General features: G+C 61.9%; 26 protein-coding genes and 1 other RNA gene. 10 read left to right on the top strand and 17 right to left on the bottom strand.

Translation table 11 applies throughout. From position 1 onward, the window contains the following. Positions 1–25 precede the first annotated feature (25 nt). Both RWJ89_RS28790 and RWJ89_RS28785 read right to left on the bottom strand, forming a co-directional pair. Positions 26–1,018 (bottom strand): Bug family tripartite tricarboxylate transporter substrate binding protein, encoded by a 993-nt coding sequence (locus tag RWJ89_RS28790; protein ID WP_168284260.1) that lies wholly within the window; start codon positions 1,016–1,018, stop codon positions 26–28. 142 nt (positions 1,019–1,160) lie between these two features. Further along, positions 1,161–2,963 carry an ABC transporter transmembrane domain-containing protein gene (locus RWJ89_RS28785; RefSeq protein WP_020051557.1) on the bottom strand — a complete coding sequence of 601 codons (1,803 nt, stop codon included), beginning with the start codon at positions 2,961–2,963 and terminating at the stop codon, positions 1,161–1,163. A gap of 192 nt (positions 2,964–3,155) precedes the next feature. Between RWJ89_RS28785 and rpmE the strand changes: the two genes are divergently transcribed. After that, the gene (rpmE, locus tag RWJ89_RS28780; protein WP_003542805.1) at positions 3,156–3,377 is read left to right on the top strand and encodes a 50S ribosomal protein L31; all 222 of its coding nucleotides are present in this window, start codon (positions 3,156–3,158) and stop codon (positions 3,375–3,377) included. A gap of 190 nt (positions 3,378–3,567) precedes the next feature. On the opposite strand, the gene rcdA is transcribed toward rpmE, so the two are convergent. The 3 genes from rcdA to RWJ89_RS28765 all read right to left on the bottom strand — a co-directional run bounded on the left by rcdA (position 3,568) and on the right by RWJ89_RS28765 (position 5,986). Further along, positions 3,568–4,083 carry a protease adaptor protein RcdA gene (gene rcdA / locus RWJ89_RS28775; RefSeq protein WP_003542804.1) on the bottom strand — a complete coding sequence of 172 codons (516 nt, stop codon included), beginning with the start codon at positions 4,081–4,083 and terminating at the stop codon, positions 3,568–3,570. Between the two features lie 391 nt (positions 4,084–4,474). Next, complete coding sequence (locus RWJ89_RS28770) at positions 4,475–4,666, bottom strand: DUF1192 domain-containing protein (RefSeq protein ID WP_003542803.1); 192 nt, start codon at positions 4,664–4,666, stop codon at positions 4,475–4,477. A 21-nt stretch (positions 4,667–4,687) separates the two neighbouring features. After that, complete coding sequence (locus RWJ89_RS28765) at positions 4,688–5,986, bottom strand: MFS transporter (RefSeq protein WP_316031840.1); 1,299 nt, start codon at positions 5,984–5,986, stop codon at positions 4,688–4,690. A gap of 172 nt (positions 5,987–6,158) precedes the next feature. Between RWJ89_RS28765 and RWJ89_RS28760 the strand changes: the two genes are divergently transcribed. Next, positions 6,159–6,323, top strand: coding sequence for a hypothetical protein (locus RWJ89_RS28760; protein WP_003542801.1), 165 nt, complete (start codon positions 6,159–6,161; stop codon positions 6,321–6,323). A 45-nt stretch (positions 6,324–6,368) separates the two neighbouring features. Here the strand turns inward: RWJ89_RS28760 and RWJ89_RS28755 are convergent, their stop codons facing one another. From RWJ89_RS28755 to tkt, 8 genes are all read right to left on the bottom strand, one after another. After that, positions 6,369–7,292, bottom strand: a complete 924-nt coding sequence (locus RWJ89_RS28755) for a PhzF family phenazine biosynthesis protein (protein ID WP_316031839.1) — start codon at positions 7,290–7,292, stop codon at positions 6,369–6,371. A gap of 376 nt (positions 7,293–7,668) precedes the next feature. After that, positions 7,669–8,694 carry a class I fructose-bisphosphate aldolase gene (locus RWJ89_RS28750; protein WP_003542799.1) on the bottom strand — a complete coding sequence of 342 codons (1,026 nt, stop codon included), beginning with the start codon at positions 8,692–8,694 and terminating at the stop codon, positions 7,669–7,671. A gap of 225 nt (positions 8,695–8,919) precedes the next feature. After that, positions 8,920–10,122 (bottom strand): phosphoglycerate kinase, encoded by a 1,203-nt coding sequence (locus RWJ89_RS28745; RefSeq protein ID WP_316031838.1) that lies wholly within the window; start codon positions 10,120–10,122, stop codon positions 8,920–8,922. 70 nt (positions 10,123–10,192) lie between these two features. Continuing rightward, complete coding sequence (locus tag RWJ89_RS28740; protein WP_221947444.1) at positions 10,193–12,067, bottom strand: potassium/proton antiporter; 1,875 nt, start codon at positions 12,065–12,067, stop codon at positions 10,193–10,195. Positions 12,068–12,558: 491 nt separating this feature from the next. Then, a complete protein-coding gene (locus tag RWJ89_RS28735) occupies positions 12,559–12,738 on the bottom strand; it encodes a hypothetical protein (protein ID WP_020051550.1) in 180 nt (59 codons plus the stop codon). Between the two features lie 113 nt (positions 12,739–12,851). Beyond that, positions 12,852–13,166 (bottom strand): hypothetical protein, encoded by a 315-nt coding sequence (locus RWJ89_RS28730; protein WP_027668246.1) that lies wholly within the window; start codon positions 13,164–13,166, stop codon positions 12,852–12,854. A 250-nt stretch (positions 13,167–13,416) separates the two neighbouring features. Further along, positions 13,417–14,427: a type I glyceraldehyde-3-phosphate dehydrogenase gene (gene gap, locus RWJ89_RS28725; protein WP_024323244.1), complete on the bottom strand. Its 1,011-nt coding sequence runs from the start codon at positions 14,425–14,427 to the stop codon at positions 13,417–13,419. An 81-nt stretch (positions 14,428–14,508) separates the two neighbouring features. Then, on the bottom strand, positions 14,509–16,482 hold the full coding sequence (gene tkt, locus RWJ89_RS28720; protein WP_221996594.1) for a transketolase: 1,974 nt from the start codon (positions 16,480–16,482) through the stop codon (positions 14,509–14,511). 333 nt (positions 16,483–16,815) lie between these two features. Here tkt and RWJ89_RS28715 point away from each other — a divergent pair, with 333 nt between their 5' ends. The 3 genes from RWJ89_RS28715 to ssrS all read left to right on the top strand — a co-directional run bounded on the left by RWJ89_RS28715 (position 16,816) and on the right by ssrS (position 17,713). Further along, entirely contained in the window at positions 16,816–17,091 is a 276-nt protein-coding gene (locus RWJ89_RS28715) for a DUF4164 domain-containing protein (protein ID WP_012758879.1), read from the top strand. 16 nt (positions 17,092–17,107) lie between these two features. Next, positions 17,108–17,485 carry a cell division protein ZapA gene (locus tag RWJ89_RS28710; RefSeq protein WP_316031837.1) on the top strand — a complete coding sequence of 126 codons (378 nt, stop codon included), beginning with the start codon at positions 17,108–17,110 and terminating at the stop codon, positions 17,483–17,485. Between the two features lie 69 nt (positions 17,486–17,554). Further along, positions 17,555–17,713, top strand: a non-coding RNA gene (gene ssrS, locus RWJ89_RS28705) — 6S RNA. Positions 17,714–17,797: 84 nt separating this feature from the next. On the opposite strand, the gene RWJ89_RS28700 is transcribed toward ssrS, so the two are convergent. From RWJ89_RS28700 to RWJ89_RS28690, 3 genes are all read right to left on the bottom strand, one after another. Then, on the bottom strand, positions 17,798–18,805 hold the full coding sequence (locus RWJ89_RS28700) for an NAD-dependent epimerase/dehydratase family protein (RefSeq protein WP_316031836.1): 1,008 nt from the start codon (positions 18,803–18,805) through the stop codon (positions 17,798–17,800). A gap of 97 nt (positions 18,806–18,902) precedes the next feature. Next, on the bottom strand, positions 18,903–19,439 hold the full coding sequence (locus RWJ89_RS28695) for a helix-turn-helix transcriptional regulator (protein ID WP_231284948.1): 537 nt from the start codon (positions 19,437–19,439) through the stop codon (positions 18,903–18,905). Positions 19,440–19,515: 76 nt separating this feature from the next. After that, positions 19,516–19,848, bottom strand: coding sequence for an ArsR/SmtB family transcription factor (locus RWJ89_RS28690; protein WP_168256340.1), 333 nt, complete (start codon positions 19,846–19,848; stop codon positions 19,516–19,518). Positions 19,849–19,917: 69 nt separating this feature from the next. On the opposite strand from RWJ89_RS28690, the gene RWJ89_RS28685 reads away from it, so the two are divergent. The 3 genes from RWJ89_RS28685 to gnd all read left to right on the top strand — a co-directional run bounded on the left by RWJ89_RS28685 (position 19,918) and on the right by gnd (position 21,895). Next, positions 19,918–20,400 carry an SRPBCC domain-containing protein gene (locus RWJ89_RS28685; RefSeq protein ID WP_020051542.1) on the top strand — a complete coding sequence of 161 codons (483 nt, stop codon included), beginning with the start codon at positions 19,918–19,920 and terminating at the stop codon, positions 20,398–20,400. 11 nt (positions 20,401–20,411) lie between these two features. Next, entirely contained in the window at positions 20,412–20,765 is a 354-nt protein-coding gene (locus RWJ89_RS28680) for a hypothetical protein (RefSeq protein WP_168256339.1), read from the top strand. 98 nt (positions 20,766–20,863) lie between these two features. Beyond that, positions 20,864–21,895, top strand: a complete 1,032-nt coding sequence (gene gnd, locus RWJ89_RS28675) for a phosphogluconate dehydrogenase (NAD(+)-dependent, decarboxylating) (RefSeq protein ID WP_017962006.1) — start codon at positions 20,864–20,866, stop codon at positions 21,893–21,895. Between the two features lie 179 nt (positions 21,896–22,074). On the opposite strand, the gene RWJ89_RS28670 is transcribed toward gnd, so the two are convergent. Continuing rightward, entirely contained in the window at positions 22,075–22,452 is a 378-nt protein-coding gene (locus RWJ89_RS28670) for a DoxX family protein (protein ID WP_316031835.1), read from the bottom strand. A 235-nt stretch (positions 22,453–22,687) separates the two neighbouring features. On the opposite strand from RWJ89_RS28670, the gene mprF reads away from it, so the two are divergent. Further along, positions 22,688–25,291, top strand: coding sequence for a bifunctional lysylphosphatidylglycerol flippase/synthetase MprF (gene mprF, locus RWJ89_RS28665; protein WP_316031834.1), 2,604 nt, complete (start codon positions 22,688–22,690; stop codon positions 25,289–25,291). Further along, on the top strand, positions 25,288–26,670 hold the full coding sequence (locus tag RWJ89_RS28660) for a virulence factor family protein (protein ID WP_316031833.1): 1,383 nt from the start codon (positions 25,288–25,290) through the stop codon (positions 26,668–26,670). The genes mprF and RWJ89_RS28660 overlap by 4 nt, the downstream gene beginning before the upstream one ends. The last annotated feature ends 19 nt before the right edge of the window (positions 26,671–26,689 follow it).

Genomic DNA, 26,689 nt, shown 5'->3' with positions numbered 1-26,689 from the left:
GGCGCCGGCGCCCATACAGTCTGGGTCACTCCATCTGGATGTTCGCGCCCTTGACGACCGGTCCCCATTTGGCGAGTTCGGCCTTCACATGGGCGGCGAGTTCCTCCGGCGTTGAGCCGACGATGGTGGCGCTGAATTCTTTCATCCGTTCCGCGACGGCTGGGTCGGCGAGCGCCTTTTTAGCCGAGGCATTGAGGCGCGTCACGACCTCGCTCGGCGTCTTGGCCGGGGCGAAAAGCGCGTTCCAAGTATAGGTCTCGTAACCTGGAATGCCTGACTCGGCGACGGTCGGTACGTCGGCGAAGGAGGGCGCGCGCTCGGCCGTGGTCACCGCCAGCGCCCGCAAAGTGCCGGCCTTGATGTGGCTCGACGAGGAGGGCAGGTTGTCGAACATGATCGGCACCTGGTTGCCGATGACGTCGTTCAATGCCGGACCGGCACCCTTATAGGGGATGTGCTGCATGCTGACGCCGGCCATGGACTTGAAGAGTTCGCCGGAAAGATGCAAAGGCGTGCCGTTGCCCGATGAGGCGTAGCTGTATTTGTCGGGTTCGGCCTTCAGCAGGGCGACCAGTTCCTGCACGGTCTTTGCGGGCAGTTCCGGATTGACGACCAGCACATTCGGCACGACGACAAGCAGCGAGATCGGTGCGAAATCCTTTTCGGCGTCATATGGCGTCGATTTCAGGATCAGCGGATTGAGGGCATGGGTCGCGACCGTGCCCATCAGGATGGTGTAGCCGTCCGGTTCGGCGCGGGCGACGTTACCGGCGCCGAGATTGCCGCCGGCGCCGGCGACGTTCTGGACGATCACCTGTTGGCCGAGATCCTCCGACATCTTCTGCGCGACGATGCGGGCGACGACATCGGTCGAGCCGCCGGCCGCGAAGGGCACGACCATGGTGATCGCGCGATCGGGAAAATCCGCAGCGGTGGCAGAGGCGCCGGCGGCAATGGCCGCAAGCATACCGAAACCGAGCGCAAGGCCCGCACGTCGCGTCATATCGGAAAGCGCCATTCCTATCTCCTCCCAAGGATTTCAGCAGCAATATCCCCACCCGGGGAATGAAGAGCTTAGGGCAGGACGCGCGAAAGACAACCGCAGAGAAGCGCGGCGGGTTCAAACTTTAGTCGCTGTTGGCGGGAGAAGTGCGCGCCGGCTATTTCGCGGCAGCGAGCACATCCTCGTTGGCGGCGTCGAATTGCAGCCGCGCCAGCCGCGCATAGATGCCGCCATGGCGGATCAGGCTCTGATGCGTGCCCTCCTCGACGACCCGGCCCTGATCCATGACGAGAATGCGGTCGGCTTTCAGCACCGTTGCCAGGCGATGGGCGATGACGAGCGTCGTGCGGCCGTCCACCAGACCGTCAAGCGCCTTTTGCACCAGCGTCTCGCTTTCGGCGTCAAGCGCGGAGGTTGCCTCGTCAAGCAGCAGCACGGGCGCGTTCTTCAGGATGGCGCGGGCAATGGCGATGCGTTGGCGCTGGCCGCCGGAGAGCGTGATGCCGCGTTCGCCGACCTCGGTCTCATAGCCCTGGTCCAGCCGGGCGATGAATTCGTCGGCCTGCGCGGCAAGGGCTGCGGCGCGGACCTCGTCACGCGAGGCGCCGGGACGGCCGAAGGCGATGTTGTCATGGATCGAGGCGGCAAAGATGGTGACGTCCTGCGGCACGATGGCGATGCGCTGGCGCAGTTCATCAGGCGTTGTCAGCTGCGCGTCGACACCGTCGATCTTCACGCTGCCCTGCTGCGGATCGTAGAAGCGCAGCAGCAGCGAGAATACGGTGCTCTTGCCGGCACCGGAAGGGCCGACGATGGCGACGGTCTCACCTGGCGTGATCGCAAAGCTTAAGCCATACAGCGCCGATTTGCCGGGGCGCGAGGGATAGGCAAAGTGCACGCCGGAAAATTCGACACGGCCACGGCTGGGCGACGGAAGCGGCTCAGGGCTGGCGGGGGCTGTAATCGGCGAGACCTCGTCGAGAAGCTCGGTCAGCCGGTCTGCAGCACCGGCTGCCTGCGAGAGTTCACCCCAGACCTCCGACAGCGCACCCAGCGAACCGGCGGAGATGACGGCATAGAGCAGGAACTGGCCGAGCGTGCCGGCCGAAAGCGTGCCGGCAAGCACGCTGTGGGCGCCGAACCAGAGCACGGCGACAACGCTGCCGAAGATCAGCGTGATGGCGATTCCGGTTAGCAGTGCGCGCGAGCGGATGGCGGCGCGGGCCGCCTCATAGGCAGATTCGACGGCGGTGCCGTAGCGCGTCGCTGCGGCATCCTCGCCGTTGAAGGCCTGGACGGTGCGGGTTGCGCCAATCGTCTCGTTGGCGAAGGCGGAGGCATGAGCCAGCGTATCCTGGGCGGCACGCGAGCGCTTGCGCACCGAGCGGCCGAAGGCGACGAGCGGGAAGACGATCAATGGGATCGCTCCGATAACGAGGCTCGAAAGCTTCGGCGAGGTGACGATCATCATGCCCATGGCGCCGATACAGAGGATGAAGTTCCTCAGCGCTACCGAGGCGGTGGCGCCGACGGCGGACTTGATCTGCGTCGTATCGGCGGTCAGCCGCGAGACGATCTCGCCGGATTGGTTGACGTCGAAGAAGGAGGGTGACAGCCTGGTCACATGGGAAAAGACGTCGCGGCGAAGATCGGCGACGATGCGCTCGCCGATGGTGATGACGAAATAATAGCGCAGCGCGCTGGCGACCGCGAGCACGATGGCCATGACCATCAGCATGGCGAAGTAGCTGTTGATGAAGCGGCCGTCGGACTGGGTGAAGCCGTGATCGATCATGCGACGCACGGCGAGCGGCAGCGCCAGCGAGGTGATGGCGGCAAGCGCCAGCGACATCAGCGCACCGGCCACCAGGCCGCGATAACGCATGACATAGGGCGTCAGCCTGCCGAGCGATCGCAGCGATCGCGTCTTGTTTTCCTCAGCCCGTGCCTGCTTTGCCAAATCGTCTCCGATCGCCCGCAGGACCCGCGCAATGCGGCCTGTTGGCTCTTGTTATCTAGGCGTCCTTCATGTATAGGCACCGCATCCTAATGGGAAGCCGTAGCCATCCGACTGCGGCTTCATTTATTCAATCGGTTCGTTGGCCGCAACTGCATGCGGCAAATTGAACTCCGGTATCGCAGGAAGATTGTTATGAAGGCAGGCATCCATCCCGAATATCACATGATCAAGGTGGTCATGACCGATGGCACTGAGTACGAAACCCGCTCGACCTGGGGTTCGGAAGGCGCTGTCATGAACCTCGAAATCGATTCCAAGTCGCATCCGGCCTGGACGGGCGGCAACCAGCAGCTCATGGACCGCGGTGGCCGCGTCTCCAAGTTCAACAAGCGTTTCGGCGGCCTCGGCCTCTAATCGCTTTTGCTCGACGGAATTTGAAGAGCCCGGTTTCGCCGGGCTTTTTTGCGTTCGCAATAGCTTACAGCGCCGCGCGTCTTTTCGGACGTGCAAAGGACGCTCCAAGGATGCCGGTGTTGAGCGGCAAAACGAAAAAACCGGCCGCGTAAGACGCAGCCGGTTTGTATTCGAATTCTTGCAAGTCCGGTCAGTTGTTGCCGAAGGCGGTCTGCAACAGGGAAAGCTGGGCCTGGACGCTGTTCTGATTGTCATGAACAATCACCGCTTCGGACGGGCGGTAGATCTCGCGGTCAAGCAGGGCAATGCGGTTCTGCAGACGCAGCGAGCGTTCGACGAGGTCGCGGAAGGATTCTGGCAGGTCGCCCCAGCCGGGTGCGGCGCGGTCGACGTTGAAGCCGTCGAGGCGAACCTTGTTCTTTTCAGCCAGCACCTGGTCACGGGACATTTCGCCATTGTTGACGGCGCGCTGCAACAGCAGCCAGGAGGCCATCTGCATCAGGCGGGTGGTGAGACGCATCGATTCCGCGGCGTAGAGAACCGAAGCCATCCGCGGCAGAACCTTGGAAGCGGCGCGGCCCTGACCGTCGAGATAGGCGGCAGTCTCTTCGACCAGCGACATGCCTTCCGCATAAAGTGCCTTGAACTGCGAGGATGCAGCGGCGCGGCCTGCAAAACTGATCGTGTTCAATCCAACTTCCGACATCGCTATAGTCCCTGTTCGCACGCAGCTACATATATTCAGGTAACGCCGGCACCGACGTAAAAGTTTCCAGGGCCGGTCTTTATGACTTTAAGATGGTATCATTAGCCCAAATGCGCAAGCCGTTTCTTAAGAAAGGGTTAATCTCCACAGTTTCGTGGAAGTGCGCCGGCCATAGGAAAAAGAAGAGCCGCAAACGCGGCTCTCAAGGTAAAACAGGGAGAAAAATCAGACCAATTCACCGCTTGGAAAACTGTCTGAGATCCAGAGGAAATCCGGATGAATACAGTAATACCTTATAAAGCTTAATATTTTATTAACATTGTGCCAGATTAAGACTTGAGGCGTGTTATTTTATCCGCCTATAGCCTTGTTTTTCGGGGTTTTTATCGGATCACGAGCGGAAGAAGCTTTCCGCCGCCTGCCGCCCGGAGGCTTTGCGGGCGGCCTCGGCCTCAAGACGGGCGATCTCCGTCTTCAGCAATTCCACCCGCGCCTTCAATTCGTCGACCGAAAGCATGGAGAGATCGGCGCCGATCTCGTGGGCGACTTTCTTCTGCGGCCGGTCATCATCGATGAAGCTCATGGTTCGTCCTCCGTTCGCTGCCTAACCAAACTTTACAGCAGGATCGTCGCTTTCGGGAGACTTTTCGGCTTCGGGAGGTTTGCCGGCGCCGCGATCGGCAAGCGACATGCTTTGCGGTGTCAGGATCGCCGAGGTGCCGGTCGGGATCGTCGTGTAGGCGTCGCGGTCGCTGGCGGGGACCGCGGCGCGGATGCGGCTCCTGATGATGGCATAAACGGTGATCAGCACATGGGCGATGGCGGTGACGAGGAAAAGCGCATGTGGTGTGATCGCCGACATGACGGGACCGCTGAGCGTCGGGCCGATCACCGTGCCGATGCCATAGAGCAGCAGCAGGCCGCCAGAGACCTTGACGAAATCCTCCGATGCCGCGAAGTCGTTCGCGTGGGCGACGGCGATCGGATAGAGCGTATTCGCCACGGCGCCGTAAAGGACGACGAGCCCGATCAGCAAGGCGGGGGACGTCGGGTGGAGCAGGAAGATCAGCAGGCCGGCAAGGGCGGCGATCCCCGACATGGCAGCGAGCACGTAACGCCGGTCGATGCGATCGGAAAGCCGGCCGGCCGGCAGCTGCATCACGGCCCCGGCGAAGATGGTGGCGCTCATCATGACGGCGATGCTGGTGTCGGAGAGGCCGGCGCCGGCGCCGAAGACGGCGCCGAGCGTGCCGTAGGCACCGTTGGCGATGCCGACGAGCAAGATGCCGAGGCAGGAGACCGGCGAGTTGCGATAGAGCGCCGGCAGGTCGAGGCGCACCGCCTTCAACGGCTGCGGCGAAGCGGCGGTCGACAGCGTCGTCGGCAGCATGGCGATGCAATAGAAGATGCCGCAGATCATGAACAGCACCGGAGTGCGCACATCCTCGAGCGGGATCATCATCTGGCCGCCGACGACGCCGATGAGGGTGATGCCGATATAGAGCGAGAAGATCATGCCGCGGCTCTCGTTGCTGGCGCGCTCATTCAGCCAGCTTTCGATGATCATCGACGTGCCGGCGGTGGAGAAGCCGGTGACGGCGCGCAGGACCACCCACCAGATCGGATCGATGATGATGCCGCTGACCAGCGCAATGATGGCGATGACCGAGATGAAGCCGGAAAAGGCACGCACATGGCCGACGCGGCGCACGATCTTCGGCGCAACCAGGCAGCCGATGACGAAGCCCCCGGCCCATGAGGTGCCGAGCAGGCCAAGCGTCGTCGTTGCGTAGCCTTCGAGATTGCCGCGCACCGGAAGCAGGATGCCCTGCAGGCCGTTGCCCATGAAAAGGAAGAGCGTGCCAAAGAGCAGCGCGGCGACGGACAGCAGATTTCTCTTCATTTCCCCAGACTCGGTCTTAGCGATTTGCAATGACATAAGGCAGGACCTGCGTCAGCCCAGCCTCAAGATGATTGATTGTGCCCCGGAATATCTTTACGGCGTGTCGCGATCCTCTTGTTCGCGCGGAAAAATGTCCGTCCTGTGACATTCCGAAAAACGGAAAAAATAAAGCATGACAAAGCTGATAGCCTTGCTGCTCATCCTTGCCATGGCGATACAAGTGATCAAACCGCTCGGGCTTCCCGGCCTCAGGCGGCGAATGGATTTCTGGAAGCTCGCGCTGATCGCTTTCGCCGTATGGGCAGTGGCTCTGCTTTCGCGCGATTTCCTGATGTAACCCCGGATTACGTGGAACGCAGGGGTACTGTCCGGGCTGCGACCGTCAGTCTTGCAAGCTAATTTCGCCGCGCATGACGGAAACGCAGCCCCCCGAGATGACGACATCGGTGACGATGCCGTCGGATTTCACGACATCAAGGGTGATGACGCTGCGGCGGCCCATTTCGACGCCCTGTTCAATGGTGATGCGGACTTTCATATCGGCCTCCAGCGCAAGCGAGACGAGATAGGCGCCAAGCGCGGCTGAAGCGCTGCCCGTTGCCGGATCCTCGGGCACATTGTCGAGGGGCGCGAACATGCGGGCGCGAATATTCCATGGATTTTCGGCTCTCCTCACATAGAGGAAGAGCGAGAAGTCGTGGCCGCTGGTCGCCTGGCGGCCGGCAGCTGCCTGGAACCCGGCAAGGTTTGGGCGGACGGCGGCCAGCGCCTCGAGCCCGTTCACTTCTGCAACGGCGAAATTCAGGCCGACGGATGCAAAGACCGGGGCATGGGTGGTGCTGACGATGACACCGGGATCGAGCGAGACGCAGCCGGCGATGGTTTCCGCGGCGATGGTGTCGCCGATCGTCAGCGGCTGCGGCGCGCGGATGGCGGCAGCAGCAACCTTTCCGCCGCTGCGTTTCAGGCTGATTTCGACGATGCCGGCCTTTTCTTCGAAACGCAGCGTATCGCCGACCGGCTTGCCGAAAATCTCCGCCTGCTGGCCGAGCACATAGGCGGTGCCGACGTTCGGATGGCCGGCAAAGGGTATTTCCATCGTCGGGGTGAAGATGCGCACGCGGGCGGAATTTTGCGGGTTTTCCGGCGGCAGGACGAAGGTGACTTCGGAATAATTGAACTCGGTAGCGATCTTTTGCATCGCCGCATCGCTCAGACCGCGCGTATCGGAGATGACGGCAAGCGGATTGCCCTCGAAGCGGGTGGAGGTGAAGACATCGACGGTGACGTAGGAGAGGGTGTTCATGGCGGCTCCTGTTGTGACAGGGCGCTATGAGTAATCACGGTTTTCGAGGGAACGAAGTGGTTTCTTGTCGCCGTGACAATGAGGGTGGATGTCTTGCGCGCTGGGCTGAGTTTTTACGCAATTTCCCTGGCGGTTCGTCGGATGGGAAAGGATGGCGCCTCTCCGGATTCCCTCATTCCTGTGCTTGTCACAGGAATCCAGCCACGGCGCGTCCGCGCCGTGATTGACTCTCATACAAGGAAAGAATTCTCCCGCGCCCAAGGACTTGGGCGCACTGGATTCCTGTGACGAGCACAGGAATGAGGGAGGGGAGGAAAGAGCAAGAACAGCGACGCTGCGTTTGCCGTCACCTCCCCAAATCCTAAGCTCCAAAAGCTCAGGCGGCCTTTTCCAGGTCTTTCTTCCAGTTGCCCTTGGCGGCCAGGCTGTTCATCTCGGCGCGGTGGGTGAATTCGCGTTGGCCGGCAGCGACGTTTTCCTGCTTGCCGTTCCAGGCTCTGAGCGCGCTGTCCTGCAGGGCGCGGCCGTAGGAGAAGGTGACGAACCAGGGCAGGTCGCCGCTGGCATTGATCGCCGAAAGATGGGCTGTCGCTTCTTCGGTCGTCTGGCCGCCGGAGAGGAAGGCGATGCCGGGAACAGCGGGCGGAACGGTCGCCTTCAGCACCTTGACGGTGCGTTCGGCAACTTCGGCGACCGAGGCCTTGCGGGCGTTCTTGCCGTCGATCACCATGTTCGGCTTCAGGATCATGCCTTCGAGGTTGACACGGGCATCGGCCAGTTCCTCAAAAACGATGCGCAGCGTGGATTCGGTCACTTCGGCGCAGCGGTCAATATTGTGGTCGCCCGGCTTTCCGTCCATCAGGCATTCCGGCTCGACGATCGGAACGATCCCGGCTTCTTGGCAAAGTGCGGCATAACGAGCAAGCGCCTGAGCGTTGGCGCGGACGGAACCGCGGGTCGGCAAGGTTGACGAGATGGCGATGACGCCGCGCCACTTGGCGAAGCGGGCGCCGGCTTCATAATATCTGGCGAGGCGCTCGCCGAGGCCGTCGAGGCCTTCGGTAATGGTTTCAGCGGGATATTTGGCCATCGGCTTGGCCCCGGTATCGACCTTGATGCCGGGGATGGCACCGGCGGCGCGGATGATATCGACGAAAGGCGTGCCGTCCGCGGCCTTCTGGAACAACGTCTCTTCGAAAAGGATGACGCCCGAGATATATTTCTTCATCGCCTCGTCGGAGCGGAAGAGCATCTCCCGGTAGTCCCGCCGGCTCGTTTCGGTCGAGTCGAGGTTGATCGTGTCGAAACGCTTCTTGATGGTGGAGGTCGATTCATCGGCGGCGAGCAGCCCCCGGCCGCCCGTAACCATCTGCACTGCAATGTCTTCCAGTCGTTCGCTCATTTCGTTCTCTCCACAACAATAAACATCGGCACTTGAGGAATATAGAACGCGGATAACAGAAGTTTATAGCGAGGAAAATGGAAGGCTAAGTCATTGAAACGATTGAATTCAATTCAATCGTTTGAAAATTTGGGATTTTTTTCATCCTCTGAGCAAAAGACCGCGGAAGCTGCTTTTCTTCCACGGTCTATCCACATGTAAAATCTGCGGAATCAGTCGCGCCGACTATCCGGCGGCGTTGAGGACGGCGACGCCGGGAAGCTCTTTGCCTTCCATCCATTCGAGGAAGGCGCCGCCGGCGGTCGAGACATAGGTGAAATCGTCGGCAACGCCAGCATGGTTGAGCGCCGAGACGGTATCGCCGCCGCCGGCAACGGAGGTGAGCTTGCCGGCTACGGTGCGCCCAGCGGCGTATTTCGCGGCAGCGACCGTCGCGGTATCAAAGGGTTCGATCTCGAAGGCGCCGAGCGGGCCGTTCCAGACCAGGGTTGCGGCGCGCTCGATCCAGGCATTGATGGCCTCAACGGATTTCGGGCCGACATCGAGCACCATGGCATCGGCAGGAATGGCGTTGATACCGACCGTCTCGTTGGCGGCGCCCGCCTTGAACTCGCGGGCGATCACGCCATCCTCGGGCAGGATAATGGCGCAGCCGGCGGTGGCCGCCTCGATCATGATCTGCTTGGCGGTTTCGGCGAGATCATGTTCGCAGAGCGACTTGCCGACATTGGTGCCGCGGGCGGCGATGAAGGTATTGGCCATGCCGCCGCCGATGACGAGCGCATCGACCTTCTTCACGAGGTTCATCAACAGGTCGATCTTGGTGGAGACCTTGGCGCCGCCGACGATCGCGACGACAGGGCGAGCGGGATCACCGAGGCCCTTTTCCAGTGCTTCCAGCTCGGCCTGCATGGTGCGGCCGGCATAGGCCGGCAGGTGGTGGGCAAGACCCTCGGTCGAGGCATGGGCGCGGTGGGCGGCCGAAAAGGCGTCGTTGACGTAGATGTCGCCGTTGGCGGCAAGCGCCTTGGTGAAATCGGGGTCGTTGTTTTCCTCGCCCTTGTGGAAGCGGGTGTTTTCCAGAAGCAGGATATCGCCGTCATTCATCGCGGCAACGGCGGAGGCGGCGGCTTCGCCGATGCAGTCGGAGGCCGTCAGCACGGCATGATCAAGCACTTCCTCGACGGAAGGGGCGATCAGCGACAGCGACAGATCCGGCGAAGGGCCATCCTTCGGCCGGCCAAAATGGGCCAGCAGGATCACCTTGGCACCCTTTTCGGACAATTCGAGGATCGTCGGCGCCACACGCTCGATGCGCGTCACATCGGTGACCTTGCCGTCTTTCACCGGGACGTTGAGGTCGACGCGGACGAGAACGCGCTTGCCGCGGATGTCTGTGAGATCGTCGAGGGTCTTGAAAGAAGGCATGGGGAGGATCCTGTCGTGGTTGGCGAAAGTTGCGCCGAACATAGCAAGGATCATTCGAGACGCAAGGCGTTCAGCGGCCGTTTTCGCGTGTGCCTTCGTCGCGTCCGGCCGGCGGTTTCAGCGTGCTTTCGGAGGCCGCGGTTTCCCGCTTCCGGCGTCCGTTCAGCCGGTCGCGGATGCGCTGGATGATGTCCTTGAGATTGAGGAAGATCGGCAGCGTAATTGCCGGTTCGACTGCTTCGAGCGACATGCCGACGGAGGTGATGTGATCGTGCTCGTCGAGATCGCGGACGATGAGGATGATCGAGCCGAGGCGGACGCGGTCGGCATAATCGGCCTTGCCGCCGAGACGCTGTCGCATCAATTCGGCGATCGTCAGGCCCTTTTCGGATTCGTTGAGCAGGCCGGGGCCATAGGCGGCGTCGAGATCGGCGGCGGGGCGGGCGGGAGAGAGCGCGAAGGCCCCGAAGAATTCGGCATCGTCGTCATCGACAGGCGCCCGGCTGGCGAAGAGCCGGTCGAGGAGGCGGGAATAGCTCGGCACGATGAAGAGGTAGACGAGATCGTGCTCGCGCAGCCGCCCGGCATATTGATAGCGCATCGACTTGCCGTCGCGGATGACGAGCGACGGGGTCGCCCAGCGCGGAATGCGCTCGCCGCGCAGCACCGGGCTATCCTTGATGACGCGGTAGGAGAGCAGTTCGTGGTTGGCCGCGCCCGGCAGGTCGACCTCGACCTTGTCGACGGCGCCGATGCGCGGCGGAATGATCAGCCCGAGCTTCTTGGCGACGGGTTTGATCGTCCAGCCCTGGAGGAGCAGCGAGACCAGCACGATGATGAAGGCGGTGTTGAAATAGATCTGGCCGTTCTCAAGCCCACCGAGGATCGGCATGATGGCAAGCAGGATGGAGACGGCGCCGCGCAGGCCGACCCAGGCAACGAAGCCGATTTCCTGCTGCGTGTAATCGAAGGGAAGCAGCGACAGCCAGATCGCCAACGGCCGGGCAACGAAGATCAGGAAGAGGGCGAGCAGGATGGCCGGCACGATGATGGCAGGGAATTGCGACGGCGTGGCGAGCAGGCCGAGCACCAGGAACATGATGATCTGCGCCAGCCAGGTCATGCCGTCCTGGAAGCGCTTGATGGTGCCGATCGCCTGCATCTTGCGGTTTCCGGCGTAGATGCCGGCAACATAGACGGCGAGGAAGCCGCTGCCGCCAACCGCGCCGGTGAAGGAGAAGACGAGAAGAGCGAGCGCCAGCACGAAGATCGGTGTCAGGCCGCGATCGGTATCGAGCTTGCTGACGATCAGCACGATCATCATGCCGCCGAGCAGGCCGAGAATGACGCCGAGGCCCATCTGCTGCACGAACATGGCGAGCATGCCGATATTGATGCCGGCATAGCGCTCGCCGCTCGCCAGCACCTCGACGAGGGCGATGGTGAGAAAGATCGCCATCGGGTCGTTGGTGCCGGATTCGACTTCCAGCGTCGAGCGCACCTTGTCGCGGATGTTGATGCCGCCGATGCGCAACAGGAAGAAGACGGCGGCGGCATCCGTCGATGCGACGATCGAGCCGAGCAGCAGTCCTTCCAGCCAGGTGAAATTCAAAAGCCACATGGCGGCGAAGGCAAAGAGCGAGGCGGTGATCAGCACGCCAACCGAGGCGAGCGCCAGAGAGGGCACGGCCGCCAGCCGGAAGGCCTGTATCGGCGTGCCGAAGCCGGAATCGAACAGGATGACGGCCAGCGCGATGGAGCCGAGAATATAGGCGAGATAATTGTTGCTGAACTCGATGCCGAGGCCATCGACGCCGGCGGCAAGGCCGATCATCAGGAAGAGCAGCAGCAGGGGGGCGCCGAAGCGGAAGGCGAGCAGGCTCGAAAAAGCGGCAAGAAGCACGAGTGCCGTCGAAACCAGCACCACGATATAGAACGCTTCCATGCCCACCCCTTTCCATCGACTGCTTTGCGAACACAGCCGCCCCGGCCGATCCGCCTTTATTCAACCCCTCCGTCACGCGCGGCGATCCGTCAGTAAACGGCAAAACGTCAAAGAAGGGTAGGCCTTGCGGCTTAACCTCGTCGCGATGCTGCTTCATGCTGCTGAGCTGCCGGACGGCCAACCGACACGGAATGCTACGGGAGAAAGTCTCTATAAAGAATGTATAGGAAAATCAGGCGAGAGCAGGGCAAAAGAGACAGGCTCGGATTTTTCCTGCCGGTATCTGCGAATGGCAACAACATAAGACACGCTCCTCCTTTCACGCGGCCCGTTTGCCTTGTCCAATCACGGGAAGACTGGATTGCACGCGCGGATGCGGAGAGGGGAAAATGAGCGCTGAGATATTTCGATATCGGGTGGAAATGCCGGCCGGCCAGCGAGAGCCGCCGGCTGTCGTTTGTGCCGGAAGCGGCCGGCCGGCCCTTGCTCTGCTATCCCAACACTGCCTGAAGTATGACGATGGCGAGAAACGAGAGGCCAATGAACGCGGCAGCCGAGATGACCAGACGATTGGCCTTTGCCAGCACGGCAGGTCTGACGTCCCGCTTGGGGTGAAACCGCTGCCGCCGTTTGAGAGTGGTATGGGACAAGCGCTTTTGTGCCTCTGCCATTTATCACCTCCCTTGGCTCATTAGCCATTGTGCAGCGCTGCGTATTTCTTCAATCTAGCACGCTTGGCCAGCGGATTGCCAACCCGTGCAGCGAAGCCGGTGCGGATCGGCGCTCAGTCTTCTGTGTCCTCGCCCTCGTCGGTCAGATCCGCGACCGGGACCAGGAAAACGACGAACTCGTCCTCGATGGTCCGTTCGGGATCGTCGTCGAATTCATAGGCGTGCTCGACTTCGCTTGCTTCCTCGGCCGTTGCCTTGCGCAGGCTCAGGGTCGCTTTGCGGTCCCAAAGAGGCTGGCCTTCGGATTCCAGGACGGTCAAATCGTCGCGAAAGTCTTCCGCCTCGAAGAAATGCGTCGCTTCCTCGTGATTTTCCGAGCGAAAACTGGCAATGGCGCGGCCGGCGATTTCAACGGTAAAGTAATCCATCCATCTCTCTCATTTTCATGCGGGCGACAGTGCTGACGCACGGTATTGGCGTTCCGTACCTGGCCGGTGGCCGATGCGGCGTGAGGAAACTGGGCATTTTGGAATGTCCAGGGCGACGTATTCTAACAGATCTCACCCGGGCAAGGGGCGAAAAGATGCCAGTGCGGGAAGGCTGGCTTCGTTTGGAGGCACGGCAACAAAAAGCGGCCCGGTTTCCCGGGCCGCTTGCATGTCGATGCCTCAAGAGCGCTCAGATGAGCTTGGCGAAAGCGACTGCCGTGTCGGACATGCGGCTGGAGAAGCCCCACTCGTTGTCGTACCAGGACAGGACGCGCACGAAGTTGCCTTCCATGACCTTGGTCTGATCGGTTGCGAGGATCGAGGAGTGGCTGTCGTGGTTGAAGTCACGGGAGACGAGCGGCTCGTCGGTGTAGCCGAGGATGCCCTTCAGCTTGCCGTTGGCAGCAGCCATGATGGCTTCGTTGATTTCGCCAACGCTGGTCGCCTTCTTGGAGACGAACTTGAAGTCGACGACCGAAACGTTCGGGGTCGGAACGCGGATCGAGGTGCCGTCGAGCTTGCCTTTCAGATGCGGCAGAACGAGGCCGACTGCCTTGGCTGCACCCGTCGAGGTCGGGATCATGGAAAGGGCGGCCGCGCGGGCGCGATACAGATCCTTGTGCATCGTGTCGAGCGTCGGCTGGTCGCCGGTGTAGGAGTGGATGGTCGTCATGAAGCCGTGGTCGATGCCGACGGCGTCGTCGAGAACCTTCACGACCGGTACCAGGCAGTTGGTGGTGCAGGACGCGTTGGAGATGACCAAGTGCTCCTTGGTGAGCTGGTCATGGTTGACGCCGAAGACGACGGTGAGGTCGGCACCATCGGCAGGCGCCGAGACGATGACGCGCTTGGCGCCGGCCGTCAGGTGAGCGGCAGCCTTGTCGCGGGCGGTGAAGATGCCGGTGCATTCCATCGCGATGTCGACGCCGAGTTCGCGGTGCGGGAGCGTTGCCGGATCCTTGATCGCCGTGACCTTGATCGGCTTGCCGTTGCCGACGATGATCGTGTCGCCCTCGACCTTCACCGTTGCCGGGAAGCGGCCGTGGATCGAGTCGTAGCGCAGCAGGTGGGCGTTGGTTTCAACCGGGCCGAGATCGTTGATGGCGACGACTTCGATGTCGGTGCGGCCGGATTCGACGATGGCGCGAAGGACGTTGCGGCCGATGCGGCCGAAACCGTTGATGGCAACCTTGACTGTCATGTTCATTCACTCCCGATAGAGTAGGGCCCGATAGCGAGGGCTTGGAATTGAGGAGATGGAGAGCGCCTCAAGGCGCCCTCATTAAAGCTTTGCTTCGGCGGCCGCAACGACGGCGTCGGCGGTGATGCCGAAATGCTTGTAAACTTCCTTGACCGGGCCGGAAGCGCCGAAGCTCTTCATGCCGATGAAGGTACCTTCCGGTCCAATGAACGCATCCCAGCCTTCGCGAACGGCGGCTTCGACGGCGATCTTGACCGGCGAGTTGCCGAGAATTTCCTTGCGATAGGCTTCCGGCTGCTCGAAGAACAGTTCCGTGCAGGGAACCGATACGACGCGGACGGTGACGCCCTTGGCTTCGAGTGCCGTACGCGCCGCAACGGCGATTTCGACTTCCGAGCCGGAGGCGAAGATCGTCACCTTGGCGTCGGCATTGCCGGCCAGCGTGTAGGCGCCCTGTTCGCAGAGGTTCTTTTCGCTGTATTCGGTGCGGGACGGCGTGAGGTTCTGGCGCGTCAGAGCAAGGCCCGAGGGACGGTTGTGCGTCTTGATGGCGATCTGCCAGCATTCCGCCGTTTCCGTGGCGTCGGCCGGACGGAAGACCATCAGGTTCGGGATGGCGCGCAGACCGGCGAGCTGCTCGACCGGCTGGTGCGTCGGGCCGTCTTCGCCGACGCCGATCGAGTCATGCGTCAGGACGTGAATGACGCGGATGCCCATCAGCGAAGCAAGGCGGATGGGCGGGCGGCAATAATCCGAGAAGATCAGGAAGCCGCCGCTATAGGGGATGAGGCCGCCATGCAGCGCAATGCCGTTCATAGCAGACGCCATGCCATGCTCGCGGATGCCCCAATGCATGTAACGACCGGCGAAATCCGTCGGGGTGATCGAATGCATCTGGCTGGTCTTGGTGTTGTTCGACGGCGTCAAGTCGGCGGAGCCGCCGAGCGTTTCCGGCAGGAAGCCGTTGATGACCTCGAGCGCGTCTTCCGAAGCCTTGCGGGTCGCAACCGTCGGCTTGGTCTCGGCGAGCTTCTTCTTGTATGCGCTGATCGCGGCGTCGAAGCCTTCCGGCAGATCGCCTGCCATGCGGCGGGTGAACTCGGCCCTGGCCGGAGCCTTGGCAAGACCGTCTTCCCAGGACTTGACGAGGTCGGCCGAGCGAGCGCCGGCTGCACGCCAGCTGTCGAGCACATCAGACGGGATGACGAAGGCTTCGGATTCCCAGTTCAGCGCCTTGCGGGTGGCGGCGATTTCCTCGGCGCCGAGCGGGTTGCCATGAACCTTGTGGGTGCCCTGCTTGTTCGGGGCGCCAAAGCCGATGATCGTCTTGCAGGCGATGAAGGTCGGGCGGTCGGACTTGTGGGCCGCTTCGATCGCGTCGGCGATGGCGGCCTGATCGTGACCGTCGATCTCGATCGTGTTCCAGTGTACCGCCTTGAAGCGGGCGACCTGGTCGGTGGAATCCGACAGCGAGACGGCGCCGTCGATTGTGATCGAGTTGTTATCCCAGAACAGGACGAGCTTGTTGAGCTTCAGGTGGCCGGCGAGCGCGATGGCTTCGTGGCTGATGCCTTCCATCAGGCAGCCGTCGCCGCAGATCGCATAGGTATAGTGATCCTGGAGATCGGAGCCGAACTCCTCGCGCAGCTTGCGTTCGGCAATCGCCATGCCGACGGAATTGGCGATACCCTGGCCGAGCGGACCGGTCGTCGTTTCGATGCCTGTGGCATGACCGTATTCCGGATGGCCGGCGGTTTTCGAGCCGAGCTGACGGAACTGCTTCAGATCCTCGATCGTCATATCGGGATAGCCGGTCAGATACAGCAGCGAATAGAGCAGCATCGAGCCATGGCCGGCCGACAGCACGAAGCGATCGCGGTTCGGCCAGTGCGGCTTCTTCGGATCGAACCTCAGATATTTGGTGAACAGGACCGTCGCCACGTCAGCCATGCCCATCGGCATGCCCGGGTGGCCGGAGTTCGCCTTTTCAACGGCGTCCATGGCGAGAAAACGGATCGCATTCGCCATCCGGTCGTGTTGTTCGGGAGAGGTCATGGCTTTTCCGCAAGTTCCGGGTGTCGGGGGATGGCCTCGAGCCTCCAAGACCATCGAGTGAAAGCGGCAGAGACATAGCAGTTGGGACGGGCAAGTCAATAAATGGCAGGCCAAATCCGGGCGTGCAGCGGCGATTTTTGACATTTGATCGCGCGATTGTACAAATGACGAATCTGATGTGGCGGACATGTGTAAAACGCTCATCCACAGGATAGGCCGGTGGGCAAGTGACAGGATTTATTGACGGGCCGTTTACGAGCGGCATATCCTTTTGAAAACGCAGGATCGGCGCGGCGTGCCGATTCGCGGATCCTGCGCGGGAATCGGAAAGACATGATGCCCACAGGCAAAACCATGGAAGCAGCGCTCAACGAATTGAGACAGGCGATATCGAGCCTCGAAAACGCCGTCGACATGCGCGTCGAGCGCCAGCGCGAGCAGGGCGAGATCGAGGGCGAGGTGCGGCGCGTGCATGCCGATCGCTCCCGGCTGGCGCAGGAGCTCGACCAGGCCGAATTCCGCGCCAACCGGCTGGAAGAGGTCAATCGCGAGGTCTCGCGGCGGCTGGTGACGGCCATGGAAACGATCCGCGCGGTTCTGGATCGCTGATGAGAGAGAGTTTCGCATGGCGCAGGTGACGGTTACGATCGACGGCAAGGCCTATCGCATGGCCTGCGAAGAAGGGCAGGAGGATCACCTGACCGATCTCGCCAACCGCTTCGACGGCTATGTCGGCCATCTCAAGGATCAGTTCGGGGAAATCGGCGATCTCAGGATCACCGTCATGGCCGGCATCATGGTTGTGGATGAAATTTCCGAACTGACGCGCCGCGTCGCCGGATTGGAAGCCGAGCTCGAGACGCTGCGCGGCAACCGCGATACGGTGCTTGCAGCGACCGCCCGCACCGAGGAAAACCTAGCCGCGGCGCTCAGTGAGGTTTCGAGCCGCATCCGCGGCATCACCGACAAGCTGAACGGCCGGCCGGCCCCCGAACTCAATTGATCTCAATTAAATAGGGGCCGCCTTCCGTCGCCACTGGCGCGCCAGCACAAACGACCTTATATATCGCCATGCGGTCTGCGCCTCTCGACAGGAACCACAATCCCTGGGGCCATACTCGATCCAAAGGGAGCTGTCCCTGGCCAGGCCCGTGGGCCTGGACACACGGCGCCCACCTACGTTTGTAGGCACCCAGGATCGTAAACATCCATCGGTGGTCGTGGATCGCACCCTTTCCTTCTATTTTCAGCGAAGACGCGGGATCGACAGCGAGCATCAGGAAGGTTCTTGTCGGAAAGAGCAACGATTTCGCTCTCAGCGGCGATCGTCGTCTTGTCCTTGGCATACCGGGTAAGGTCCTTCGGCGAAGACCTCGTCGTGATAGCCCTTGGAGCCGACATTCAGCGCCAAAGGGCTTCGCCACTCCCTGTTGTCGCGCAGGCAATCAAGCACGAAACGGAAATCATATCGCGGCTGCCAGCCGAGCTCCCGCCTTGCGCGTTCGTTGACGTAGACGCGGTCGAGTGTCGGGAACATTTTCCAGCCGCGTGATGCGTAAAGGGCGCCTGCACCTGGGAACAGTCGTTCGACGACGTGAGGCGCATCGCGCCGGATCGCGGCGAGATCACTTGCCGAAAACGGCGTCGTGGCGGAGATGATGTAGCGGCCAAAGCCGATTGCCGGCGCCTTTTCGAGCGCCAGCAGATGGGCGCCGACCACGTCGCTGATATCGACGCGGCGGTGAAGAAGCTCGTTGGCCTGGGCATTCTCTGCCGAATAGCTGTTGCGAATGTCAGGATCGTCGTCGTTTTCGGGGAAGAAGCGCGACGTTCTGAGAATGACCACCGGCAGGCCGAATTTGCGGGCGAAGAGTTCGCACAAACCTTCGGCGGCGAGTTTCGTCACGCCGTAGATGTTTTTCGCGACGGGAAGCACGTCCTCGGTCACCCATGCCGCCGGTTTGCCGGCAGCCGGGGTCAGTGCTGCACCGAAGGTACTGGTGGTGCTGGTGAAGACGACGCTGACAACGCCTGCGGCGACGGCTTCTTCGAGCAGGTTCAGTGTGCCGGCGATATTGGTCTCGAGGAAATCGTAATTGTCGTGGGTTGCCACATGCGGCTTGTGCAGCGTCGCGGCATGGATGACGTGGCTGATGCCTGACATCGTCTGCCTGACGAAGGCGCGATCATTGATCGAGCCGACCATGTCGGTAAAAGCCGAGGGCTTGATATCGATACCGCGCACCCAGCGGCTTTCCGCCCTCAAAGTTCGCATCAGCGCCTCGCCGAGATGGCCGGCACTTCCCGTTACCAATATCGTCATCACTTCGTCCCCTGACCGTTCGGCGGCGGACGCTATAAAGACTGACGTCTCCGGACAACGCATAAATTATGCATGGGCGTGGAGGAAAGCTTGAGGCTTAGCCGATGGTCGTAACAAGGCGGCCGGCGCTGCCATCGGAAAGCATGATCCGTTCCCAGGTCACGCGGCCGGCTGCGATCGGCAGCAGCGCATTGCCGTTGGCGCCGGTATCGAGGGTCAGCGACGAGAGCCTGCCCTCATGCCAGCCGCGCTCCTTTAGCGACTGCTCGGCGGCGGCGATTTCGGCGGAGGCATAAGAGAACAGAGAACGGCCGAGAAAGGCGCCGAGCGGCGCCCGCCACTCCGCCTGTCGTGGGCGAGAGGCGGAGAGCAGCCGGTGGGTGCGGTCGCAGATCAGATGCACCGGCCGGACGGAATCCTCGACCAGCCGCTTCAGCGCCGCGTCGACTGCTGCATGTTGCGGGGAGGCGAAAATCCGTTCCAGCTTGATGGCCTGTTCGGGCGAGAGAGCGAGTTGATCGCGCTCCCAGCGCGAGACCGTCGCCTGGTTGACGCCGAGGAGTTCGGCGAGATGTTCCTGCTTCATGCTGCGCAGCAGCCGCATGCGGCGTATGCCGGCCCCCGATATCGTCATCTGCCTGATCCCGTGCCGTTTTCGCCAGCATAAGGCTTCGGCTGACCGACCGGCAAGCTGTGGGGCGGCTGGATCATCATTCGGACTGGCCCTCGAGGTCGCCCTTCAGCCGGTCGAGAATCGACAGGGAATGGCCGGCATAGGCGCTGATCCAACGGTCATAGATGTGTTTGATCGGCAGGCTGTTCAGATGGTTCCAGCGCTCGCGGCCTTCCTTCCTGGCAATGAGCAGGTCAGCCTCTTCCAGTACCTTCAGATGCTGCATCACCGTACAGCGATCCATCTCCGGAAACATCTCGCAAAGGGCCCCTGTGGTTCGAGGGCCGTCCTTGAGCAGATCGAGGATTTCGCGGCGGCGATGATGCGCCAGCGCCTTGAAAACGGGGTCGTCGGTTGATTCGCTTGACATGTTATGTTTTTATAACATAATGGCGCCAAACACAATGGAACAGACCCACTGGAGAAGAGGAGAAGTGTCATGTCTCTTGGAATCCGCGTTTCCGGCCGTATCGGCCGCCCCGTCGCCGAGGTTTTCGACGCCGTCGTCAACCCGAAGAAACTCAGCAGCTATTTCACCACGATCGGCGGAGCGAGCGCGCCGCTCGTGAAGGGCACGACGGTGACCTGGTGGAAAGATGCGCCGGTCGAGGTCGTCGATCTGGTGCCGGAAAGCCGCATCGTGCTGCGCTGGGATGGCGGCACTGGCGAAGACAAGGCGACGTACAAGACGCTGGTGGAGATGGACTTCAAGGCGCTGGAGGATGGTGGCACGCTGGTGACGATTGCGGAGAGCGGCTGGCGCGAGGACGAGGCCGGCCGGCGCGGCACCTATCTCAACTGCGAAGGCTGGACGCAGATGCTCTGCAGCATGAAGGCCTTCGTCGAATATGGCATCAATCTGCGCGAGGGCATGTTCCTCAGCGAAATGAAGGGCGAGCCGGCCAGCGCGCCGGACGTTTGAGGAGAAAGCTCATGACGGAACTTCTTTATGGCGGCGTCGATATTGCGATGAAGGTGCCGCCGCACCAGTATCAGGCGACGGTCGACTTCTATCGCGATGTCATCGGCCTCAAGCAGATCGGCGAAGGGGATGCGGCGCTGTTCGCTCTCGGGCCGATCCGGCTCTGGATCGACGAGGTGCCGGCGATGAGCCAGGCCGAGCTCTGGCTGGAGTTGATGACACCGGATCTCGAGAGGGCTGCCGCGCATCTCGAAAGGGCCGGTGTCATTCGCTGCGATCCGATCGAGGCGTTGCCGGAGGATCTGCGCGGCGCCTGGATCGTCAATCCGGCTGGTATCGTGCATCTGGTGCGCGAGGCGCAATAGTCGCATTCGTCAATATGACCGAGACTTCGCTTGCCTGTCACACCGCGGGTGCTAATTTCCGGATTCGATACTTCATTTCGGTTTCCAGGAGATTCATTATGCAGCTTGGCATGGTTGGTTTGGGCCGCATGGGCAATTATATGGTCCAGCGCTTGATGCGAGGCGGTCACGAATGCGTTGTCTACGACGCAAGGCCGGAAAGCGTTGCCGAGCTCGCAGGCCTCGGCGCGACCGGCAGTGCTTCGCTCGCGGAATTCGTCTCGAAGCTCGCCCATCCGCGCGCGATCTGGCTGATGCTGCCGGCGGCGATCGTCGACAAGGTACTGGCGAGCCTGGTGCCGTTGCTTGAGAATGGCGATATCGTCATCGACGGCGGCAACTCCTATTATCATGACGATATCCGCCGCGGCGCCGACCTCATCACCAAGGGCATCCACTATGTCGATGTCGGCACCAGCGGTGGCGTCTTCGGCCTTGAGCGCGGTTATTGCCTGATGATCGGCGGCGAGAAGGGCATCGTCGAACACCTTTCCCCAATCTTCGCGACGCTGGCGCCCGGCGTCGGCAAGACCGAAGCCTCGCCGAACCGGAGCCCCGAAGCGGCCGCGGTCAGCACCGCGGAACAGGGTTACCTGCATTGTGGCCCGCATGGTGCCGGTCATTTCGTCAAGATGGTGCATAACGGCATCGAATACGGCCTGATGGCTGCCTATGCCGAAGGTATCAATATTCTGAAACATGCCAATATCGGCGCTGCCTCGCACGAGGCGGATGCGGAAACCGCGCCGCTCGCCCATCCGGAACATTTCCAATACGACTTCAACCTGCAGGATGTCGCCGAAGTCTGGCGCCGCGGCAGCGTCATCACCTCCTGGCTGCTCGATCTCACAGCCGATGCGCTGCATGCCGATCCGGCACTGGCCAAATATGCGGGCCGGGTTTCGGACAGCGGCGAAGGCCGCTGGACCATCATGGCGGCAATTGACGAAAGCGTGCCGACGCCGGTGCTGAGTGCTGCGCTCTACGGCCGTTTCTCCTCGCGCGACAATGACGAATTCGCCAATAAGGTGCTGTCGGCGATGCGCGCGGGCTTCGGCGGCCATGTGGAAAAGCCGGCCGCGAAATCCTGAAACAATCGAAAGTGCTACAGCGTCCTGCGGCTCTCGAAAGACGCGTGGCGCTGTAGCGCGCGCCGTCATAGCCGAGCCGACGGTGCAGGTAGCGGGCGACCGCGACGGAGGCGGATGCTGCCGTCGCGCGCTACGCCGCGCATGCACGGGCAGGCGCCGAGCCGGCGGCATGAACCGCCTTACATCGCGCCGGCGGCTGCGATCAGCAGACCGCCGATGATCGCCATGTTTGTCTTCCAGGTATTGATCGCGCTGTCGCGCGCCGTTCCCTGCATGTCCCAGAAATTCAGCAGCATGACGGTGGCCGCCAGCGTGAAGAGAATGAGACCGAATGCCGCTGCCGCGACGAACAGGCCGAGCATCAGCAGGATGCCGGCGACGATCTGGAACATGCTGCCCAAGACCAGCACTCCTTTCGCAAAAGGGACGCCGCGAGCTTCGATCGCGTCGGTCAGCGGCACGATAACGAAAAAATGATGAATGCCGCCAGCGACATAGAGGCCGCCCAGCAGCAGACGTCCGAGGGCAAGTATTACGAAGGCCGGGCCATCTTGCATATCGAACCGTTCTCCCGCGTCTCGAATCTCGTTGAGGGCAAGGCTCTGCTGAAGCTTACGAAAATGCAATGTGCCGCGACGCTCGTCTGCGCAAATTCGCCCCAATTGAGGATGATTGAGGCGCAGGCGGCAGGGCTGGGGTAGCGGCGGCATGGCTTCATAGAGCTTATATGCCTCTCATGTTACGTCATCTGAAATGATACCCGCCCAGCTGGCAGTCACAGTAGGTACGCGAATGTCGGGGCACGGCGATTTGGAAGAGATTGAAGAAACGGACGGGTTTTCTTTCGGCGGGCTCTTCAGACGGTACAGAACACCGCTGTTGGCAGCCGCGTCACTCGTGGTCTTCTGCCTCGTCGGTTACGCGATCATGCAGCTCACCAACGAGGTGCGCTATGACGACGTCGTCGGTGCGCTGGCCGCCACCAGGCCGAGCGCGATCCTGCTTGCGTTGTTCTTCACGGCGCTCAGTTTCCTCGCGCTGATCTTCTACGATCTCAACGCCATCGAGTACATCGGCAAGAAGCTGCCCTTTCCGCATGTGGCGCTGACGGCGTTCAGTGCCTATGCCGTCGGCAATACCGCCGGTTTCGGCGCGCTTTCGGGTGGTGCGATCCGCTACCGCGCCTATACCCGCCTCGGGCTCTCGCCGGAGGATATCGGCCGCATCATCGCCTTCGTCACGCTGTCCTTCGGTCTCGGGCTCGCGGGCGTTGCGGCGATCGCCCTCATCGTCATCGCCGACGAGATCGGTCCGCTGATCGGGGTCAGCGCCTTCCTCCTGCGGTTGATCGCCGGTTCGATCGTCGCCATTCTGGGCGCGGTGATGATTATCGGCCGTGACGGGCGCGTGCTCGATCTTGGGCCTGTGGCAATCCGCCTGCCGGATTCGCGTACCTGGTCGCGGCAGTTCCTCGTCACCGCTTTCGATATCGCCGCCTCGGCGTCGGTACTGTATGTGCTGCTGCCGCAGACGGCCATCGGCTGGCCGGTCTTCCTCGCCGTCTATACGATCGCCGTCGGTCTCGGCGTGCTCAGTCACGTTCCGGCCGGGCTCGGCGTGTTCGAGACCGTGATCATCGCCTCGCTCGGCAGCGCGGTGAACATCGATGCCGTGCTCGGATCGCTGGTGCTCTACCGGCTGGTCTACCATGTGCTGCCGCTGCTGATCGCCGTGCTCGCGGTCTCGGCGGCGGAGCTGCGGCGCTTCGTCGACCATCCGGCCGCCTCCAGCATGCGGCGCATCGGCGGGCGGCTGATGCCGCAGCTGCTGTCGGCTCTCGCACTGCTGCTCGGCGTCATGCTGGTGTTTTCAAGCGTCACGCCGACGCCGGACCAGAACCTCGAATTCCTCTCCAACTATCTGCCACTGCCGATGGTCGAAGGAGCGCATTTTCTCTCCAGCCTGCTGGGGCTGGCCCTCGTTGTCGCCGCGCGCGGCCTCGGCCAGCGGCTCGATGGCGCCTGGTGGGTGGCCGTGTTCTCGGCGCTTGCCGCGTTGACTTTGTCGCTGCTGAAGGCGGTCGCGCTCGTCGAAGCCGCTTTTCTCGCCTTCCTCATCTTCGGGCTCTTCGTCAGCCGCCGGCTCTTTACCCGCCAGGCCTCGCTGCTCAACCAGGCGCTGACGGCGTCCTGGCTGATGGCGATCGCCGTGATCGTCGTCGGCGCCGTTGTCATCCTGCTCTTCGTCTATCGCGACGTCGAATACAGCAACCAGCTCTGGTGGCAGTTCGAATTCACCGCCGAGGCGCCGCGCGGGCTGCGCGCCGTGCTCGGCATCACCATCATCTCGTCGGCGATCGCCGTCTTCAGCCTGCTCCGTCCGGCAAGCTTCCGGCCGGAACCGGCGACGGACGAGGCGCTGGTGCGTGCCGTCGAGATCGTCATGAAGCAGGACAATGCGGACGCCAATCTGGTGCGCATGGGCGACAAGAGCATCATGTTCTCCGAAAACGGCGATGCCTTCATCATGTATGGCCGGCAGGGCCGCTCCTGGATCGCGCTGTTCGATCCGGTCGGCGACCATCGTGCCGTGCAGGAACTCGTCTGGCGTTTCGTCGAAGCAGCGCGTGCCGCCGGCTGCCGGGCTGTGTTCTACCAGATATCGCCGGCGCTGCTGTCCCATTGCGCTGATGCCGGCCTGCGCGCCTTCAAGCTCGGCGAACTGGCGGTGGCCGATCTCAGGACCTTCGAGATGAAAGGCGGCAAATGGGCGAACCTTCGCCAGACGGCAAGCCGCGCCCAGCGCGACGGGCTGCAATTCGCCGTCGTCGAACCGCAGGACGTGTCTTCGGTCATCGATGACCTTGCCGCCGTTTCGACGGCCTGGCTCGAGCATCACAATGCCAAGGAAAAGGGCTTTTCGCTCGGCGCCTTCGATTCCGATTATGTTTCGTCGCAGCCGGTCGGCATCCTGAAAAAGGACGGCAGGATCGTCGCTTTCGCCAATATACTCGTGACCGAATCCAGACAGGAGGGCACGATCGATCTCATGCGTTTCTCGCCGGACGCGCCGAAGGGCTCGATGGACTTTCTCTTCGTGCAGATCATGGAATATCTGCGCGGGCAGGGTTTCACCCACTTCAATCTCGGCATGGCGCCGCTCTCCGGCATGTCGAAACGCGAGGCGGCGCCTGTCTGGGACCGCATTGGCAGCACCGTTTTCGAACACGGCGAGCGCTTTTATAACTTCAAAGGCCTTCGGGCATTCAAATCCAAGTTTCATCCGCATTGGCAACCGCGCTATCTTGCAGTCTCCGGAGGAGGCAATCCGATGATCGCGTTGATGGACGCGACATTTCTGATTGGGGGCGGATTGAAAGGGGTAGTGAGAAAATGATCAGGACAATCCTTCTTGCCACGGCATGCGCCTGCATGCTCGCGGCCGCACCGGCTGATGCCGCCGAGGAAACCACGCAGAGCTTCGAAACCGGGCTCATTCTGTCGCCGCACATCTTCCTGCCGGAGGGGGAGGTGAAGGGCACGGTGATGCTGATCTCGGATGCGGCCGGCTGGGGCGACTATGAGAAGGGCGAAGCCGACAGGTTGGTCGCCGAAGGCGCCGTCGTCATCGGCGTCGACTTTCCATCCTATATCCAGGCGCTCAGCCGCTACGACGTCAGCCTCAACGACGGCTGCATCTATATGGTCTCGGACATCGAATCGCTGAGCCAGCAAGTGCAGCGCGCGACCGGCAACAGCGCCTATCACCTGCCGATCGTCGCCGGCATCGGCGAGGGCGGGGCCTTGGCGCTGGCGATCGCGGCGCAAACACCGGATGCGACGATCGGCCAGACACTTGCCGTTAATCCGGTCGCCGGCATTCCGCTTGCCAAGGAGCTTTGCACGCCGGCGTCGAAGCAGGTGGTCGGCGAACGCACCATCTATGGCCTCAGCGACGGCATCCTGCCGGACCCGATCATTACCGTCTTCACGCCTGATGCCAACAAGGATGGCCGGGCGCATGCCGAGGCGCTGAAGAAGGCCCATGACGAGATCGAGATCCGCGATTCCACCGACGACGCGCAGACGGCGTTTGCCGATACGCTCGACGATCTCGTCACCGCCTCCGGCGCTTTCGGCAACCCGCTCGGCCTGCCGCTGGCGGTGCTCGAGGCAACGCCGGCCTTCGATACGATGGCGGTGATCTATTCCGGCGACGGCGGCTGGCGCGACATCGACAAGGAGGTCGGCGGCACGCTGCAGAAGGAGGGTATTCCGGTCGTCGGCGTCGATTCGCTCCACTATTTCTGGTCCGAGCGCAAGCCGGAGGAGACCGCTGCCGATCTTTCGAAGATCATCGATTTCTACCGCAAGCAGTGGAAGGTGAAGCATGTGCTGCTCGTCGGCTATTCCTTCGGTGCCGATGTCGTGCCCGCCACCTACCAGCTGCTCAAGCCAGCCGAAAAGTCGGCGGTGGCGCAATTGTCGCTGCTGTCGCTTTCGCACCAAGTGGACTACGTCATCTCCGTTCTCGGCTGGCTCGGCCAGAAGACGGAAGGGGCGGGAGGCGATCCCGTCGGCGATCTGAAGAACATCGATCCGAAGCTCGTGCAATGCATCTACGGCAAGGACGACGATGACGATGTCGCCTGTCCGGCGGTTAGGGATAGCGGCGCCGAGGTCATCGAGCTGCCCGGCGATCATCACTTCGACGAAAATTACGACTTGCTGACCAAGACGATCATCGACGGGCTGAAGAGGCGGCTGCAGAATTAGTGCATGTCGCTCAAAACTG

Origin of the sequence: Rhizobium sp. 10PS4 (genome assembly GCF_032464805.1) — a bacterium.
Lineage (GTDB): Bacteria > Pseudomonadota > Alphaproteobacteria > Rhizobiales > Rhizobiaceae > Rhizobium > Rhizobium laguerreae.
Note: the sequence above shows the minus strand (reverse complement) of the source record. Positions and strands in the feature narration are given on the sequence as shown.